Origin of the sequence: Bradyrhizobium sp. LTSPM299 (assembly GCF_000938235.1) — a bacterium.
Lineage (GTDB): Bacteria > Pseudomonadota > Alphaproteobacteria > Rhizobiales > Xanthobacteraceae > Bradyrhizobium.
The window spans coordinates 123,059-140,054 of record NZ_JYMU01000019.1; the positions used below are offsets into that span (position 1 = coordinate 123,059).

The following is a 16,996-nucleotide window of genomic DNA, read 5'->3' on the forward strand; positions in this document are numbered from 1 at the left end:
TCACTGCCCAAGCTCCTTCGACCAGTTGATGGCGTGGACGTAGACGCCGAGGGGGTTCTTACGCAGCCGATCGGCATCGCGCGGCGTCTCGATCACCACGGTGAGAATGGCCGTCCAGCGCTCGGTGGAACTGAGAGATCCGTTGTCGTAGGCCCGTTGAACCCACGCCACCCGGAAACTCTCCGTCGATGCGCGAATAACGCTCGATACCTCGACCGAGACCTGCACTTTGCCGAGCCTGGCAAAGGGGTCGTTGGTGCGCGCGTAGTCATTAAGAGCGGTAGCACCACGATCGGTCGTAAAGTCGTAAGCGCGCAGCCAATTCTGACGCAACACGATGGCGTCAGCCGGCAGGCCCCGGACATCTTCGATGAATCGCGCCAGGTGATAGGCGATCTGCGGATCTGTCGGCTGGTAGTCTGTGTTGGCCGGTGCCACTCGCTGTGCCTGGCCAAGACGATCGACCTCGACCACCCAGGGCGTGATCGTGCCTTGGGTCGATTGCCAGACAAGACTGCCGGCAAGACCCGTCGACAGCGCGAGGCATCCAAATGCCATCAATCGCCAGTTTTTTGCCTGCACGCGGGCTGACCCGATACGGTCGTCCCAGACTTGCGCTGCTTTCTGATAGGGTGTGACCGGCTCTGGTCTGCGGCCGTAGTGAACGGAGGAACGTTTAAACATCAGCGGTTTCCTTCAGAGAGATCGATCGATGCGCCGCCTCCGCCATGGTCGCCCGAGCGAACGGCATGGGTAACGGCTGATGCGCCATGGCTGACGGTCTGGGCACGCTTCATGCGCCGCGCCCAATCGGGCGGACCATCCGGTGCGGTGTTGCCGGTCTCGGTACCGGCGCCCGCTGTGGTTGGCGCCTGCCCAGCCGACTGAGCGCTGTTACTGAGAGTTGCCGCGGCCCGACGCAGCGGGCTTGCCACTGCCGAGAGCCCGGCATCGGCGACACCGCTGAGGCCGCCACTGCGATAAGCCGCAGTCGCACCACTTGTAAGCGCGGCGCCGCCCCGCGCGGCTCCCGCCAGCGCTCCACCGGCGAGACCAGCACCGCCTGCAGCCAAGCCCGCGCCGGCGGCAACAATGCCGCCCGCTGCAAGTCCAGTTCCGACCGCGGCTCCTGCCCCGAGTTGAGGTCCGCCGGACACCAGGCCGTTCGCGATCCCAGGACCGAAGATGCCGAGACCAAGTAGCGACAATGCCGCGAGCACCAATGCCATAGCGTCTTCGATGGTCGGCTGCCCCCCGTTGAACCCAGACGTGAATTGAGAGAACAAAGTCGAGCCGATGCCGACAATGACGGCAAGAACCAGGACTTTGATGCCCGACGAGACGACGTTACCGAGCACACGCTCAGCCGCAAATGCTGTCTTGCCGAACAAACCAAAGGGGATCAGCACGAAGCCAGCAAGCGTCGTCAGTTTGAACTCGATGAGGGTCACGAAGAGCTGGATTGCCAGAATGAAGAAGGCCAGCAGCACCACGACCCAGGCGAACAGCAGGACGACGATCTGGACGAAGTTTTCGAAGAAGCTGATGTAACCCATCAGACCTGAGATCGAGTCGAGGATCGGCCGGCCGGCATCGAGGCCAACCTGGGCGATTCGACCCGGCCGCAAGAAATCCGCGGATGACAGGCCTGTACCGGAGGCTTTCAGCCCGAGACCGGCAAAGCTCTCGAACACGATACGGGCAAGATTATTCCAGTTACCGATCAGATAGGCGAAGACGCCGACGAACAGCGTCTTTTTGACGAGCCGTGCGATCAGATCGTCATCGGTTCCCCAGCTCCAGAACAACGCCGCAAGGGTAATGTCGATGGCAGCCAACGTCGTTGCAAGAAAGCCGACTTCGCTGCCCAGAAGGCCAAAGCCAGAATCGATGTAGCGGGTAAAGGTATCGAGAAACTGATCGATCACGCCGGTGCCGGTCATGGCTTACTCGTTCTCCGGGAGGGCCACCGACGGATAACCTTGCGGCATCCGACTCTGATCCTTTGGCGGTAACTCAGACGGTTGGCTGGAGAGTGCATCACTGCCAGCGGGAGCTGTCGCACTTCCCTTCCGACCGAAAAACCGCCGGCGGTTCCCAGCCCAGATCCGGCGGCAGTCATCGTAGGTCGCCGTCTGCTCCGGCTTAACCGTTTGGCAGCGCGCAAGGCTGGAAGCGAGCCTGCCCGCGGTCTGTGGGCCCGCCGAGTTCGACGCCGCTTCGTCGCCATCACCCCGGAGCTGGATGGCGCATGCCGCCATCACCAGCATCACGGATCCGGCTGCCGCGATAATTGGCAGTCGCATGAACCTTCTGAACGCGCTCATCAATGATACATCTGCACGTTTGAGGATTGATAGCCTTGGCCCGGGGTCAGAAACCGCCGCAGCTGCTCGCGGCCCTGATCCTGCGCCGCCGCGCGTTGAGCCGATTCAAGATTTTGCGCCCTGCCCTGCGCTGCAACGGTCGCCGTGAGATCGGCGAGTTGCTGAGTCTGAAGCGCAAGGATCTGGTTGCCGGCTTGTGTCGCCTGCAGAGCGCCGCTTGCGCTCTGGCTCGAAGTCACCAGCGCCGACGTCTGGGTGCGGTTGGTGTCGAGGTTGCCGACAACGCCGGCCTGAACACGCAAGGCGTCCTGCAGCGCGGCGACCGAGTTCTGCCAACGTGATTGCGCGTTGGTGATGAGTGCTTGATTGGATTGGCTGCTCGTCGCCGGCGCATAATTGGTCGAGAACGCGTGGTCGATCTGCTGCACGTCGTAGGCAATGCGTTGCGCCTGGGCGAGTAACTGCTGGGTACGTTGGATCGACGATTGAAGTTGCTGTAGCGACGAGTATGGCAAGTTGGCCAGATTCTTCGCTTGATTGATCAGCATCTGTGCCTGGTTTTGCAGCGATGAAATTTGATTATTGATCTGCTGCAGCTCGCGCGCCGCCGTCAGGACGTTCTGGACATAGTTGTTTGGATCGAAGACGATCCACTGCGCAGATACCGGCGACACGGCAGCAAGCGACAATGCGACAGCGCTCGCCGCCGCAAGAACGCAAAGACGTCTCATAACGATGGCTCCAGATTGCTCAGATTGGGGATCAGATCCGTGGCCCAAGAAGCGTCACGATGCCGTAGCCAGGCATGCACGAAGCCGTCGCGACCGTGTTCAGCGAGCAGGCGTTCGATTGAGACCTGATCGATCTTGGAAGAAGCCGCAGTAAATGCGAGCGCGACTTCGCCCAGACCCAGCTCGAACATCCGGTTACCGCGGCGGGACTGGCAGTAGTAGTCGCGCTTCGGTGTTGCCCGGCTCAACAGTTCGATCTGCCGGTCGTTGAGACCAAAGCGGCGATAGATCGCCATGATCTGTGGTTCGATGGCGCGCTCGTTCGGCAGCAATATGCGGGTCGGACAGCTCTCAATGATGGCAGGTGCAATCGCTGAGCCGTCGATGTCCGAGAGTGACTGCGTCGCGAAGATGACGGAGGCGTTCTTCTTCCGCAACGTCTTCAGCCATTCGCGTAACTGTCCGGCAAAGTCGTCGTCATCGAGCGCGAGCCAGCCTTCGTCGACGATGAGCAGGGTCGGGCGACCGTCGAGACGATCTCCAATGCGATGGAAGAGATAGGCAAGTACCGCGGGTGCCGCGCCGGTGCCGATCAATCCTTCGGTTTCAAAAGCCTGAACCGATGCTTCGCCGAGGCGCTCGAGTTCGGCATCCAGCAACCGGCCGTAGGGCCCGCCGAGGCAATAAGGTTGCAGGGCCCGCTTCAGCGCACTCGACTGGAGCAACACCGACAAGCCTGTCAGCGTGCGCTCCTGGATCGGAGCCGAGGCCAGCGACGTCAACGCGGACCACAGATGGTCCTTGGCCTCCGGCGTGATCTCGATCTTTTCCCGCGTCAGGATCGCGGCGATCCACTCCGTCGCCCAACCGCGCTCTGAGGCATCGTCGATCCAGGCCAGCGGCTGCAGCGCGACTGCCTCTGACGCATCGTCCGACAGCGCGCCCCCAAGGTCGTGCCAGTCGCCACCCATGGCGATAGCAGCGGCCCGGATCGATCCGCCGAAATCGAAGGCAAAGATCTGCGACCCCGGATAGCGGCGGAACTGCAACGCCATCAGCGCCAACAGCACCGATTTCCCGGCGCCGGTCGGGCCAACCACCAGCGTATGACCGACATCACCGACATGGAGAGAAAACCGGAACGGGGTCGAACCCTCGGCTTTTCCGAACAGCAGAGGCGGTGCCGCAAAGTGATGGTCCCTCACCTCTCCGGCCCAGACCGCTGATAGCGGAATCATATGGGCCAGGTTGAGGGTCGAGACCGGTGGTTGCCGGACATTGGCATAGGCATGTCCCGGCAAACTGCCGAGCCAGGCTTCGACAGCGTTCACCGTCTCAGTCATCGAGGTGAAGTCGCGACCCTGGATCGTCTTTTCAACCAGACGCAGCTTCTCATCGGCCACGCGCGGGTCGTCATCCCACACGGTGACAGTTGCCGTGACATAAGCTTCGCCGATCTGGTCGGAGCCAAGTTCCTGGAGCGCGGCATCGGCATCCATCGCTTTGTTGTGAGCGTCGGTGTCGAGCAGGGTCGATGCCTCGTTCGTCATCACCTCTTTGAGGATGGCGCCAATTGACTTTCTCTTTGCGAACCATTGCCTGCGGATTTTCGTCAGCAATTTCGTGGCATCCGTCTTGTCGAGCATGATCGCACGCGTCGACCAACGATACGGAAATGCCAGACGGTTCAACTCGTCGAGCATCCCGGGCGTCGTCGCGGTCGGAAACCCGACGACAGTAAGAACGCGCAGATGCGACGCACCCACTATCGGCTCGAGGCCGCCGGTCAGCGGCTGATCCGCCAGCAGCGCATCGAGATACATCGGGATCTCGGGCACCCGAACGCGGTGGCGCTTCGTCGACACACAGGAGTGCAGATACGTCAACGTCTCCGGGTCATCCAGCCAGGCGCATTCGGGCATAAATCCCTCGACCAGCTGGAGCACCCGGTCGGTGCGGTCGACGAATCCGCGCAACACTTCGCGGGCATCGGCGTTCTCGGTTCGATCGCGGCCCTCATACAGAAACCGTTCCGCCCGCGCGGCGTCCTCGGCCGGCGGCAGATAAAGAAAGGTGAGGAAATAGCTCGACTCATAGTGAGCTCCCGCCTCCTCGAACTGGGCTTTCCGCTCGGCATCGACCAGGGCGGACGCCACATCCGGAAACGTGCTTGCCGGATACCGGAATGCAGCATGGCGCTGAGCCTCGACAAAAACGGCCCAACCCGAACCGAGACGGCGCAAGGCGCTGTTGAGGCGGCCAGCGACGGCGACGAGTTCGGCGGGCACTGCGCTGTCGAGATCCGGTCCGCGGAACCTTGCGGTGCGCTGGAATGAGCCGTCCTTGTTGAGGACGACGCCCTCCCCAACCAATGCGGCCCAAGGCAGGAAATCCGCGAGGTGGGTGTTTGAGCGGCGGTATTCGGCAATATTCATCATGACCTTGAACTCAAATGCTGAGATGACCGGGAATGCGCAGATGACGGCGCACCACATCGACGAAGGCGGGATCACGCTTGGCAGCCCAGACCGCGGCCGCATGGCCGATCGCCCAGAGCAAGAGACCTGCGATCCAGAGCCGCAGACCGAGACCAAGGGCGGCTGCGAGCGTGCCATTAACGATGGCGACCGCCCGGGGTGCGCCACCCATCAGGATCGGTTCGGTCAGCGCGCGATGCACGGGCGCGACAAAGCCAGCAACGGGCTCGTCCATCAGATCAAGACCCCGCCGCCGAACGAAAAGAATGACAAAAAGAAGCTCGACGCGGCGAAGGCGATCGACAGGCCGAACACGATCTGAATCAACCGGCGAAAACCGCCCGAGGAGTCGCCGAATGCGAGCGTTAGACCCGTGACGATGATGATGATCACCGCGATGATCTTGGCGACCGGCCCCTCCACCGATTGCAGGATCTGATTGAGCGGCTGCTCCCACGGCATGTTGGAGCCGGCAGCCCAAGCCGGAGCTGCAGCGAATAGAACCATGCCTGATACGCTGAGCGACATGGCACGTAGAGAATGAGATGATCGTGGTCTCATATTTGGTCTCCTGCTGATGAAAGGCTGTAGTCGCCGGCGGGTCCGAGCCCGGTGACGCGGGCGAGTTCGGTAAGACGACGATCCGCGCCGCGGCCGGCAAGCACGGCGACGATGTTGATGGTTTCAGCGATCAGGGCGCGCGGAACGGTGATGACCGCTTCCTGAATGAGTTGCTCGAGCCGGCGTAGTGCGCCGAGCGCGGTCCCGGCATGAATGGTACCGATGCCACCGGGATGGCCCGTGCCCCACGCCTTGAGGAGGTCGAGCGCTTCGGCGCCGCGCACCTCGCCGATGGGGATGCGGTCCGGTCGCAAACGAAGTGACGACCGCACGAGATCTGACAGTGAGGCCACGCCGTCCTTGGTGCGTAGAGCCACGAGGTTCGGCGCCTTGCACTGCAGTTCGCGCGTATCCTCGATCAGCACGACGCGGTCAGAGGTTTTGGCGACTTCCGCAAGAAGGGCGTTGGTCAACGTGGTCTTGCCGGTGGAGGTACCGCCAGCGACCAGAATGTTCCTGCGTTCGGCGACGGCGCTGCGCAAGGCCTCAGCCTGATCCGAGGTCATGATGCCGGCGGCGACGTAGTCGTCGAGCGTGAAGACCGCAACCGCTGGCTTACGGATAGCAAAGGCCGGGGCCGCGACCACCGGCGGCAGCAGACCTTCGAAGCGCTCTCCGGTCTCGGGCAGTTCAGCGGAAACGCGCGGCGCACCAGCATGTACTTCCGCACCGACGTGATGCGCCACCAGCCGAACGATGCGTTCTCCGTCAGCGGCCGAGAGGCTCTCTCCTGTGTCCGTCAAGCCGCTCGACAGCCGGTCGATCCATAACCGGCCATCGGGGTTGAGCATGACCTCGACGACCGAGGCGTCCTCCAGGTATCGCGCAATGGCCGGGCCGAGCGCGCTACGGAGCATCCGCGCGCCGCGCGAGATCGCCTCTGCTTGAGCCGAATGAATTACCACTGCCGCCCCCACCAATGAGGCCGCGTGAAAAGCGCCCTCAGATGAGGATGATTAGAAAAGGCAGGAATTGGCTTGGCGCAACAACGCTCCCAAGACGATCGTAGATTGGCGTAGAAAGAGAAAGACTCGGCGAGATGAGTGGTACCGAAGACTCCGCGATCGACCTCTTGGCCCTGAAGATTCTAGCTTCTGAGAAGTCCATCAGCTCCGGTCATCCGGTTTTTCATTCACAACGTCGTCCGGGATCTCGCGTAGGAAATTCTGGCCCTTCTGTAAGCGGCGGCCAAGGGTCTCGATAAAACCTTCAAAACGCTCGCGGCCCTTGATCTGAGCGGCCGCCTGCGCATCGTTCGGCAGGGGTGGCGTGATCGTCAGCCAGAAGCGGACGAACAAGGCCAGCGTTTCGGCGGTAAGGCCAACATCCCGCTCCAGCCTCTGCATTTGTCGCGACAGCCGATCGAGACGGCGCGCAAACGCCGCCTCGCGCCTGTCCTCCCCGTCCGGCGATAAGAACGAGGCGACGGCTGCTTCGACGATTGCCGATCGGGAAAGCTTCTTGCGGTCGGCAAGATCGGCAATCTGCCTCAGAAGCTCTGGCGGAAAATACACATTCATCCGATCCCGCACGGTCTCACAACTCCATGCCATCATTCGGGTCGAGCGAGACCTGGCGAGCGATGCCACGCATCTGCCGGCGCAGAATGCGGGCCTGACCGGCGGCATCGTCCGACTCGTCGTCGAGTACAATGGAAAACTCTTCCGCCGGCCTCGGGCCGGTCGTCTCCTTGGCTATTGCGACATGATCGGGCAGCTCGGGTTCGCGGCGCAAGCCGCTGTTGGCGGCATCCTTTTCCGCCCGCTCGATCTCTGCGAGCAACGCCGCGTCCGGCATCTGCAACTTCAGCACCGACCATCCGTCCGTCCGTGGCGTCCGTCCGGATTTCGCGGGATCAGGCGGCGTTAACACCCGTTCGGTGAAACGGTGATCCTCGTAATAGCGAGCTTTCTTCGCCCGGATCGGCGGCGTACCGGCAACCATGACGATCTCGTCCGTGGGCGGGAGCTGCATCACCTCGCCCGGCGTGAGCAGCGGTCTTGCCGTCTCCTGCCGCGAGACCATGAGGTGACCAAGCCACGGATTCAACCTGTGCCCGGCATAGTTCTTCATGGCGCGCATCTCGGTCGCTGTACCCAGCGCATCGGAGACACGCTTCGCCGTGCGCTCGTCGTTGGTGGCAAAGCTAACGCGGACATGGCAGTTGTCGAGGATCGAGTTATTGGCGCCATAGGCCTTCTCGATCTGGTTCAGTGATTGCGCGATCAGAAAACTCTTGATGCCGTAACCTGCCATGAAGGCCAGCGCGGATTCGAAGAAGTCGAGCCGGCCGAGCGCCGGGAACTCGTCGAGCATCATCAGGATGCGGTGACGGCGATCCTTCGCATGCAGATCCTCGGTGAGCCTGCGGCCTATCTGGTTCAGCACGAGGCGGATCAGCGGCTTGGTCCGCGAGATATCGGACGGCGGCACCACGAGGTAGAGCGTCGCGGGCCGCGGATCGGCGATCAGGTCGGCAATCCGCCAGTCGCAGCGGGACGTGACCTCGGCGACGACGGGATCGCGGTAGAGGCCGAGAAAAGACATGGCAGTGGAAAGCACGCCCGATCGTTCATTGTCGGACTTGTTCAGCAGCTCGCGCGCGGTCGAGGCAACGACGGGATGCGGACCTTTCTCGCCGAGATGCGGCGTGGTCATCATCGCTTGCAGCGTCGTCTCGATCGGGCGCTTTGGATCCGAGAGGAACGCGGCGACGCCGGCCAGTGTCTTGTCCACCTCGGCATAGAGGACATGCAGGATCGTGCCGACGAGCAGCGAATGGCTGGTCTTCTCCCAATGGTTCCGCTTGTCGAGTGATCCCTCCGGGTCGACCAGCACGTCGGCGACGTTCTGGACGTCACGCACCTCCCATTCGCCGCGACGAACCTCGAGCAGCGGATTGTACGCCGACGACTTGGCGTTGGTCGGATCGAACAGCAGCACGCGGCCGTGCTGCGAGCGGTAGCCGGCGGTGAGCTGCCAGTTCTCGCCCTTGATGTCGTGGACGATCGCGGAGCCCGGCCAGGTCAAGAGAGAGGGCACGACCAGGCCGACGCCCTTGCCGGAGCGGGTCGGCGCGAAGCACAGCACATGCTCCGGGCCGTCGTGACGGAGATAGTCATGGCCGAGCCTGCCGAGCACGACGCCATCTGCCCCAAGCAGCCCGGCTGTCCTCACCTCACGCGGTTCGGACCAGCGCGCCGAACCATAGGTCTGGACATTCTTCGCCTCACGCGCTCGCCAGACCGACATGCCGATCGCCGCCGCGATCGAGATGAAGCTGCCGGACGCGGCTATATAGGCGCCCTCGACGAAGACCTGTGGCGCGTAGGCGTCGTAGATGTACCACCACCAGAAGAAGACCGGCGGATAATAGACCGGCATCCCGGCGAGTTCGAACCAGGGCCGGCCGAGCTCCGGCTGGAAGCCGAGCCGCCACGCCGTCCATTGCGTGGCGCCCCAGATCGTGAGAAACACGATCAAGAAGACGACGGTGATCTGGCCCCAGAGGATTTTGGTCGCGGACATGGCGAACGTCCTTGTCTGTGATTAAGCTTTGTGGAAACGATGGAGCTACAAGCCAAGGTCTCGTTTGCGACCGAGGGCCCACTCGATGCCGCCACCGCCCTTGGTTACGCCGGCGACGTGCTGGCCGAGCTTCCTCTCGATCTCGCGCGACCAGGGCACGAGCTGGAAGCCGAGGCCGTTGTCGATCATGGCGAAGCGGCCGGAGGCGAGCGTCAGGCGTTGACGATAGGTCCCGCTCACATGCTCGCCTGTCGCGGCCTTCATGTATGGCAATCCCGTCTTGGCTGATAGTTTTGCACCCGCCGCGTCCAGGTCGCGTCGACGCAAGGTGTTTAAGAGATCGCGCTGCATGATGACGCGCTGACCCTGCCGGCGGGCGAGTCCCTCGCCTGCGAGATGTTCGGCACGAGCCTGCATGGCGTCGCGCGCTTCGCGACCAAACCCGCCCATGGCGAGCGGCATGGGATCGCTCTCAACGAGGCGATGGTCGATCCAGGTCGCGCCGGGAGCGGTGATCTGCTGCTTGAGGTCGAAATCGCTGCGGTTGGCGAGCACCAACGTCGGGCGCCGGTCGTCCGGCCCCCCAAAGCGGCGGACCTCGACGATCCCTCCGATCGGCGGGGCGTGCTCGAATGCCTCGATGCCTCGGAAGCGAATGTGGTGGACGCGTCCGTCCGTGCCATCGATCACGGCATAGGCCTCGCCGGTCAGTTCGTCATGGAGTCCCCTGTCGACCAGCCGGCCGATGATCGGCGATCCCGGCTTCTCACCATCGATCACATAGTCAGCGACGCCACGGGCCCCCCCGCGGTCGGTGAAGGCGCGGTGCATAGTATTGATGACGTCGCCGCGCATGCCGAGGTCGCGGAGATTGCGCTCGGCCTCCAGTCCGACCATCCATTCGCCGGGGCCGGCTGGCGCAGCGAGGCCCATCTTCTCCAGGTGCTGGAGCCGTCCAATCATCAAACGACGGATTTCGGGGTCGGCCGCGCCGGGATTTTCGGGGCGCAGGTCGATGGCGCCGGTTTCATCGGCGGCCAGGCGGATCTCGACGTCGAGCCGTGTCCAGCGTTCGGCCGCGATCTCCTTTTCCAGGGCGTTGCGAATCTCGTACTCGGGCTTCGGACCAAGCTCGATAGACGTCAACTCCTCGGCGCGCGAACGCAGGCCCCGGCTGATGTAATCTCGCGAGATTACGAGGTCGGCGCCGGTCTGATCGACGCCGCGCACGAGCAGATGAACATGCGGATTGTCCGTATTCCAGTGATCGACGGCGACCCAATCGAGCCGAGTACCGAGATCGACTTCCATTTGCCTGGCAAGATCGCGCGTGAAGGCTTTGAGATCAGTCATCTCGCCGGCGTCCTCGGGCGAGACGATGAAGCGGAAATGATGCCGGTCGTCCTTGCAGCGATCCGCGAAGGATGCGTCGTCAGTGCGGTCACTACCGCTATCGAACATCACCGCCTTCTCACTTTTACGGCTGACGCCGTCGCGCTTGAGGTACGAGAGATGGGCGGTCAGGGGCGCGGAACGGAAGGAACGGCCTTGATGGCGAACGACACGCGCCTTCACCACCACGCGCCGCGCCGGGCTGAACAGGCGGTTGCGGCTAAAACTGATCCGGCCGCGCCCGAAGGTCGAGCGCCCGTAGCTTGAGGAGCGCTTACCCGTAGCCGCATGCGAAGGGCTGTGACCGGCCTTCTTCGCCGCGCGTAGCACCTGGTTGATGAAGCTCTTGGGCTTTGGGGCTCGCGTGCCGCGGATGCGGCCGGGGCGGATGCGTAAATCGCTGTCGCCTGCGCTCATGGCAAAGGCTCCACGAACGCGGAATGGGGAGCAGTGCCTAAAACACGATTGAATTCCTTCGCAAAAGCATTAGGCGCGGCACGCGCCTCGACCGACCGGCACGGCCGAACCCAAGCCATTCCAATGGCTTGTGGTTCGACCGGCGAGCCGCTTTTATCTCGCCGTCCCGCTGTCGTGTCTTCCCACTGTCCCCACCTTTCCGCACATTCTTCTCCAGGGCACGCTGGCGCATGCGAGCTTGCGCATTCGGTCATCGCAAACCTCCCACATCAGATTTCGCGACGAACAGCCCGGTCGCTCGGGGCACAATGGCCGAGACGTCGTAAATGGAAGCGGCCGTCGGAGCCCGGCTCGACAGGTGCCCAGGCTTCAGCCGGGCAGCGGTCGTTGAGCTTTCCGACCGCGCAACGAAGATCGCCCCCGTCGATGACCGCAGACTCGCGACTGCGCTGGAAGCTGCAATGTCGCTGCCGATGAACGGCACAAGCTTCTGCAGATAGGCCCGGGTCTCAGCTGGCAACGGTCGGCCAGCGAGATGTTCTTCATAGCGAGTAGGTCCGGCGTTGTAGGCTGCAAGGAAGCCTGGCGAACCGTACTGGTCGTGCAGTTCACGAAGGTACGCAGTACCTGCAAGAATGTTGTCGCGGGCATCGTAAGGATCTATGCCGAGGCCGTACCGCAGGCGCAAGTCCGTCCAGGTATCCGGCATGATTTGCATTAGCCCCATAGCGCCTTTCGGGGACTTGGCGCGCACGTCTCCCGCGCTTTCCGCGCCTAAGACCGAGCGTATCCATTGCACCGGTACGCCGAAGCGACGCGAGGCATCGTCAATGAAATCCGCAAAGGGATCGTTAGGTCGGGAACTCGCTGTATGCGCAGCGGATCGCGTCTCCGCTGCAGCATAAAAGTCGCACACCGTCAGCACAAAGAACAACGGTACGACGACGCGAACGATCCTCCCGAGCGAGCGCAAGCATGCCGTCGTGCTCGCGCCCGTCCAGGGTAAAGCCGCTTCGCGCCGGCCTTTCGGCCGTCCTGGACCGCCGCTGCGCGCGACGGCTGCGCAATCGTTGGTCGGGACGGAGGAATAGTGCGGCGCTCGGCCGAACAGAGGAATAGCTGGTCGGAAACTCAGTAGGCGCACGATCAGTCCTCCCAGATCCACACAGGGAACGCTCGGCCAATTACGGCCGATGTCGGCAAGAACCCGAAATAGCGACCATCCAGCGAGTTGGTGGACTGCCAGTTCATGACAAAGAGTTCGCCTTCGCCGACGACGCGGCAGCCCTGCCATTTCGGGAGCGCTCGGCCGCGGCCATCGCGATCTCGTGCCTCGCCCATTTCAATCGCGTCGACGGAGACTGCGAGCCCGCTTCGGCAGACCGTCTGCCCCGGAAGCGCCAGCACACGCTTGAGCATCGGCACCCCGGCGGGCAGGTAGCCGTTCAGATCGAGAAAGCTCGCAAGCGGTTCGGGCGCCTGAACGGCTAGGAGTTCCGTGACGAACAGGTTGTCAACCGGTCGCAAACGATAGAGGCCGAGCGGTACACTCTCGGATGCATTCCAGACGTAGAGCGGCGTGATCTCCAGAACGATTGGCGCGACAAGAGCCGCGGCACCGCCGAGCATCGCAGTCAGCGTCTTGAACCGGCTGGTCATCGCATGACCCTCTGCCGATGAAGCCACGCCTGGTGGCGTGCTTTCGTGTACGGACGCGGGTTTTCGTTGACGGACAGACGGTTATGGACGTGATGCCAATAGTCATGCGCAGCATCCGCCGGATTGATGTCCAGTGCTTCGACGGCATCGATCAACTGGAGCGCCCGTTCGACCTTGGGCCAGCCGGACAGCCGCAGAAGGATCTCACCGCCCGGCTTCACATAGGGCACCGTCGAGCACCGCTGTCCCGGTGCAACCGCCCGCAGGATGTCGATCCGCGAGATTACTGTTCCGAAGTCGTTCGACGTCCAGCGAACGAACGCAAAGATGCCGCCTGGCGCAAATGACAGCAGTCGCCGGCGACGATCGAGGATTTTTTCCGCGACGGCACGCCCAAACCGAATGCGGTTCTCGATGCGCTTCTCAAGCCAAAGGAGCTCGACTTCGGTGAGATCGCTCATGAGACCCTCCGAGCTGAGATGTTCCGATTGCCTGGCAGGAGCGCGATTGCGACAGCGCGTCCTCGCCGTCGTTGACGGCAAGGCGAGGCAGAACAGGCGGATGGTTGTTGGTGGTTGTCCCCAGCCGCGCGAATGGCGCGGTCCGTTAGAAGAAATCCGAAGGATTTCTGGTTAGAAGAGTTACGGCGGCTGGAAAGCGCTGAAAGACAAGGGCTTAAGCTCGATTCCGGTCCCCGATAGCACGAGGATCCGGTCCCTGATGGCACGAGGGTTGTGGTCCCCGATAGCACGAGCTGATTCACAGGCCATCTCCCGAATTCGGAATGAGACCGCGCTTGCGAAGTCTCTCTGTGAATGGATCGATGGGCGCGGGCGCGAAGTTCAATCGCTCGGCGCCATTGGGGTCGCGCGTGAGCGCCAGTTGGTAGCCGGGTAACGTCTGCCGCTGGACGATCTTGCGCACGTCATACGCAAAATGCTTGAGCGGCGAGAGGCTGCCGGACTTGGCATGGAGATGCACAAGATCAAAACTCCAGCCACCCTCCTGCCGGCCGCCGTGCTTGCGCACGAGACGGTAAAGCCAGCGCTCAAGTCCGCCCGTCAGATCGAAATACGCGCGATCAATCGTGAGCACGAGTGCGTCATCGATCACGCCAGTGTAGAACCAATCGGGCAGGATCAACTCAAGTCCGAGCGGTCGTCCGTTTGCGTCCGCGGTCTCTTTCCACTCGTTGATCCAGGAGAACCGGTGGCGCCGCCGTTCTGCGGGCTGGCGGATCGACGTCAGCACGGTCGTTGATTGCAACCTGTCGAGACCAGCCTTAAGGCGATCATAGTCGCGTGCGCTGGTGCCGCGGCCAACGAACGTCAGAATCTCGTAGGGAGTTGCAGCCATCAGGCGCGAGGTCTTTAGGCCTGTGTCTCGCGCTTCGACGATCTGCGACGCAGCCCAGATCAGAACATCAGCATCCCAGATAGTCGCCATACCGTGTTCCCGAACGGCTTCGACACAAATGGAGATAGCGCCGGCACGGTAATCGATGGGCACGACGCGCTTGGTCTTTGCGAGCGAAAAGAACGGATAGGCCATCAGATCCTGCGCGTCGCGTGGCGCGAGATCGCCAGGTAGCGCACGAAAGAGATCAAGCTGATCGCGTTCGGATAGGTGTTTGCGGCGCATCGCCACTGCCCTCTCCTGGTGATCAGCGGCGTACCTGGCCCGCATACGGGCGCAGGTTCGGATGCTTCTTGGCTGGCAGAACCGTCCCCTTGCCGGGATCAGACGTTGATGTCTTGGTGCCGAGATCAGCCCAAGCCTTCAGATCTTCCACAGCGTAGACGACGCGACCGCCGATTTTCCGGTACGTTGGCCCTGTGCCGTACGTGCGGTGCTTTTCGAGGGTGCGGCCGGAAAGGCCCAGATATCGCGCAGCCTCTGGCGTGCGCAGGAATCGCGGCGGTAAGCCGCCCATTGGATCGGGCATTTGAAAACTCTGTGATGGCGACGCGTACCGGCGGTGGCGCCGGCGGGTGTGCGGTCATCATGGAGGAGCAGTCCCTCGCAGGGGGATGCCGATGATCGGGGGGTGCCTTTTCGATACCCCCGAAGAGGCTCTACTTGTCTCTGCGCCTGGGCCGCAGAAGTTCGCGATAGCCGCCGCGCATCAATGCGAGGCCGCTTTGCACGAGACGGATGGTTCGATTGCGCAGATCGTGGGTTTTCCAAGCGCGATCCGGGATGCGTTTTTTGCCGAAGAGAACCTCGGCGATCGCACGATAAGTGCTCCCCGTCGCGCGCGCATCGAGCGCGCGGATGGCGGCACTCAACCGCTCGCGTCTCTGTTTGGACAGTTCGTGAAAAGGAGGCCCTGGTGCGCGTCCATTCATTGCGCGCCACAGCCGTCGGGCAGCATACGCTCGTGCGTCGAAGTCACCGTCGAACGGCAACTCTGCTACGTAGCTAGCGCCGATAGCTGGCGGTTCTTTGAGCCAGACGCGATGCTCCTCTGCGCCCAAGCGAAGGATCGCGTGCCATCCATCGGAGGCGCGCCGTACCTCGCCTGCCGCAAGATCTAGCAGTACCGGAGGCGCGTCATCATCAAGAGGCGACATGGTCGCTGCGACGGGAATGACAGTTGGCAGAACCTCGGGCGCCCAAAAGATGGTCTGCTCGCCACAGGACCCTAGCGGGTCATGAGCGAAAGCAGATGCCCCACCTCCTCCTGAATTGCGGGGTTACGTCACCATCAGAATTGTTGGCGATCATCGCTTCGTAGTCGCGTCGATAATCCGCATTGCGACGAAGACATTCCCAGGCGATGTCGGTGATATCAGCATCTTGCAGGCTCTTGTAAGACTCCGGCGACCGCCAGTTGAATGCAGTCATTGCTTCCGTCCCTTCCGCACAGCTAACGAAGATTGCGGCGCAATAATTCTGATCGATTGGGTTGTAGGAAGCCCCTACTTTGGCACCACGTGGTGCCCCGGGATGACCACTAATCAGTCGAAGAAAATTTTGTTCTCGACGGCAATTGCGTCGGTGAATTTCTTCTAATTGGAGCCTGCACCGCGCAAAAGACGTCCCTGCTCGGTCACCCACTTGGCGCGCGCAAGATGACTCAGGTATGCATTCTGTGCACGGTCAGGTTGGCGGTCAGGATCAATGTGCAAGACTATTCGTGCAACTTCCCGCCAGTTAGCCCCCTCGCTCTCGGCCTGCAGAAGACGCGCGTACGTCACGACGTGCTGTTCGTCATAGGCTGTTAGCGCCGAATCGGTTGGCGCGACATCCGCAACGTCAGGGTCTAGCTCCGGCTTCTTCATCAGTATCCCAGCAAACAGCGAATGCCAGCTCGGTTCCGCAAGTCTCACTTTAGCCGCATTCTGGCCTCGGCGACCAGCGAAGCGGTCCGAATACATATTATAGGAGATAAACCTCATAGTATGTAAAGCCGCAACTTGCGCGCATGGACATGCGCAAGTTAGTCGGTCGGAATTTCGCACGACTGCGGAAGCAGAAGCGCTTCACGCAGGAGAAATTCGCCGAGATGTCCGGCTTTACACAACAATATATCAGTGATTTGGAGCGTGGGCGCCGTAACCCGACGGTCGTAACCCTATTTGAACTCGCCGATACGTTGGGCACTAGCCACGTCGACCTCGTTCTGCCCGATGAAGAGGCGCGAGCCGAACGAACCAAGCCTGCCAAACGGAAGTAATTAAATCTGAAGGTCATCTCGATAGTTGTAGGCCCTTACTTTCACGAGCTGGGCCGAAGACCCGGCGAGCGCCGGACGCGGACACGCGTCATTGCCGCCGGGCCGCTTGCCGAACCGGCGGCGACGCATAGGCTACAAGAATGTAGCCGCGCTACCGATCCCGAT

General features: G+C 62.1%; 20 protein-coding genes. 1 reads left to right on the forward strand and 19 read right to left on the reverse strand.

Annotated elements, in window-relative coordinates:
- From trbF to UP10_RS45785, 19 genes are all read right to left on the reverse strand, one after another.
- On the reverse strand, nucleotides 1–684 hold the full coding sequence (trbF, locus tag UP10_RS13525) for a conjugal transfer protein TrbF (RefSeq protein ID WP_044587816.1): 684 nt from the start codon (nucleotides 682–684) through the stop codon (nucleotides 1–3).
- Nucleotides 684–1,943, reverse strand: coding sequence for a P-type conjugative transfer protein TrbL (gene trbL, locus UP10_RS13530; RefSeq protein WP_044587817.1), 1,260 nt, complete (start codon nucleotides 1,941–1,943; stop codon nucleotides 684–686). Before trbL ends, trbF begins: the two co-directional genes overlap by 1 nt.
- Nucleotides 1,944–1,946: 3 nt before the next feature.
- Nucleotides 1,947–2,327: a putative entry exclusion protein TrbK-alt gene (trbK-alt, locus tag UP10_RS13535; RefSeq protein ID WP_044587818.1), complete on the reverse strand. Its 381-nt coding sequence runs from the start codon at nucleotides 2,325–2,327 to the stop codon at nucleotides 1,947–1,949.
- On the reverse strand, nucleotides 2,327–3,058 hold the full coding sequence (trbJ, locus tag UP10_RS13540) for a P-type conjugative transfer protein TrbJ (RefSeq protein WP_044587819.1): 732 nt from the start codon (nucleotides 3,056–3,058) through the stop codon (nucleotides 2,327–2,329). Before trbJ ends, trbK-alt begins: the two co-directional genes overlap by 1 nt.
- A complete protein-coding gene (gene trbE / locus UP10_RS13545) occupies nucleotides 3,055–5,496 on the reverse strand; it encodes a conjugal transfer protein TrbE (protein ID WP_044587820.1) in 2,442 nt (813 codons plus the stop codon). The genes trbJ and trbE overlap by 4 nt, the downstream gene beginning before the upstream one ends.
- Nucleotides 5,497–5,506: 10 nt before the next feature.
- Nucleotides 5,507–5,770: a VirB3 family type IV secretion system protein gene (locus tag UP10_RS13550; RefSeq protein ID WP_044587821.1), complete on the reverse strand. Its 264-nt coding sequence runs from the start codon at nucleotides 5,768–5,770 to the stop codon at nucleotides 5,507–5,509.
- Nucleotides 5,770–6,042: a TrbC/VirB2 family type IV secretion system protein gene (locus tag UP10_RS13555; RefSeq protein ID WP_245305483.1), complete on the reverse strand. Its 273-nt coding sequence runs from the start codon at nucleotides 6,040–6,042 to the stop codon at nucleotides 5,770–5,772. Before UP10_RS13555 ends, UP10_RS13550 begins: the two co-directional genes overlap by 1 nt.
- Nucleotides 6,043–6,092: 50 nt before the next feature.
- On the reverse strand, nucleotides 6,093–7,013 hold the full coding sequence (gene trbB, locus UP10_RS13560; protein ID WP_197086805.1) for a P-type conjugative transfer ATPase TrbB: 921 nt from the start codon (nucleotides 7,011–7,013) through the stop codon (nucleotides 6,093–6,095).
- Between the two features lie 249 nt (nucleotides 7,014–7,262).
- Entirely contained in the window at nucleotides 7,263–7,688 is a 426-nt protein-coding gene (locus UP10_RS13565; protein ID WP_044587824.1) for a CopG family transcriptional regulator, read from the reverse strand.
- Between the two features lie 4 nt (nucleotides 7,689–7,692).
- Nucleotides 7,693–9,684: a conjugal transfer protein TraG gene (locus UP10_RS13570; RefSeq protein WP_044587825.1), complete on the reverse strand. Its 1,992-nt coding sequence runs from the start codon at nucleotides 9,682–9,684 to the stop codon at nucleotides 7,693–7,695.
- Nucleotides 9,685–9,729: 45 nt separating this feature from the next.
- Nucleotides 9,730–11,493: a relaxase/mobilization nuclease domain-containing protein gene (locus tag UP10_RS13575; RefSeq protein WP_044587826.1), complete on the reverse strand. Its 1,764-nt coding sequence runs from the start codon at nucleotides 11,491–11,493 to the stop codon at nucleotides 9,730–9,732.
- 250 nt (nucleotides 11,494–11,743) lie between these two features.
- Nucleotides 11,744–12,466: a lytic transglycosylase domain-containing protein gene (locus UP10_RS13580; RefSeq protein ID WP_044587827.1), complete on the reverse strand. Its 723-nt coding sequence runs from the start codon at nucleotides 12,464–12,466 to the stop codon at nucleotides 11,744–11,746.
- 173 nt (nucleotides 12,467–12,639) lie between these two features.
- A complete protein-coding gene (locus UP10_RS13585) occupies nucleotides 12,640–13,152 on the reverse strand; it encodes a S26 family signal peptidase (protein ID WP_044587828.1) in 513 nt (170 codons plus the stop codon).
- The gene (locus tag UP10_RS13590) at nucleotides 13,149–13,613 is read right to left on the reverse strand and encodes a DUF2840 domain-containing protein (RefSeq protein WP_044587829.1); all 465 of its coding nucleotides are present in this window, start codon (nucleotides 13,611–13,613) and stop codon (nucleotides 13,149–13,151) included. The genes UP10_RS13585 and UP10_RS13590 overlap by 4 nt, the downstream gene beginning before the upstream one ends.
- A 298-nt stretch (nucleotides 13,614–13,911) precedes the next feature.
- Entirely contained in the window at nucleotides 13,912–14,793 is an 882-nt protein-coding gene (locus tag UP10_RS13595) for a replication initiator protein A (protein WP_044587830.1), read from the reverse strand.
- Nucleotides 14,794–14,815: 22 nt separating this feature from the next.
- Entirely contained in the window at nucleotides 14,816–15,097 is a 282-nt protein-coding gene (locus tag UP10_RS13600; RefSeq protein WP_044587831.1) for a helix-turn-helix transcriptional regulator, read from the reverse strand.
- Nucleotides 15,098–15,227: 130 nt separating this feature from the next.
- Nucleotides 15,228–15,725, reverse strand: coding sequence for a DUF2285 domain-containing protein (locus UP10_RS42970; protein ID WP_082077094.1), 498 nt, complete (start codon nucleotides 15,723–15,725; stop codon nucleotides 15,228–15,230).
- Between the two features lie 79 nt (nucleotides 15,726–15,804).
- Nucleotides 15,805–15,999, reverse strand: coding sequence for a transcriptional regulator domain-containing protein (locus UP10_RS42975; protein WP_082077095.1), 195 nt, complete (start codon nucleotides 15,997–15,999; stop codon nucleotides 15,805–15,807).
- Between the two features lie 164 nt (nucleotides 16,000–16,163).
- The gene (locus UP10_RS45785; RefSeq protein ID WP_044587870.1) at nucleotides 16,164–16,436 is read right to left on the reverse strand and encodes a hypothetical protein; all 273 of its coding nucleotides are present in this window, start codon (nucleotides 16,434–16,436) and stop codon (nucleotides 16,164–16,166) included.
- Between the two features lie 143 nt (nucleotides 16,437–16,579).
- On the opposite strand from UP10_RS45785, the gene UP10_RS13615 reads away from it, so the two are divergent.
- Nucleotides 16,580–16,831, forward strand: a complete 252-nt coding sequence (locus tag UP10_RS13615) for a helix-turn-helix domain-containing protein (protein ID WP_044587833.1) — start codon at nucleotides 16,580–16,582, stop codon at nucleotides 16,829–16,831.
- Nucleotides 16,832–16,996 lie beyond the last annotated feature (165 nt).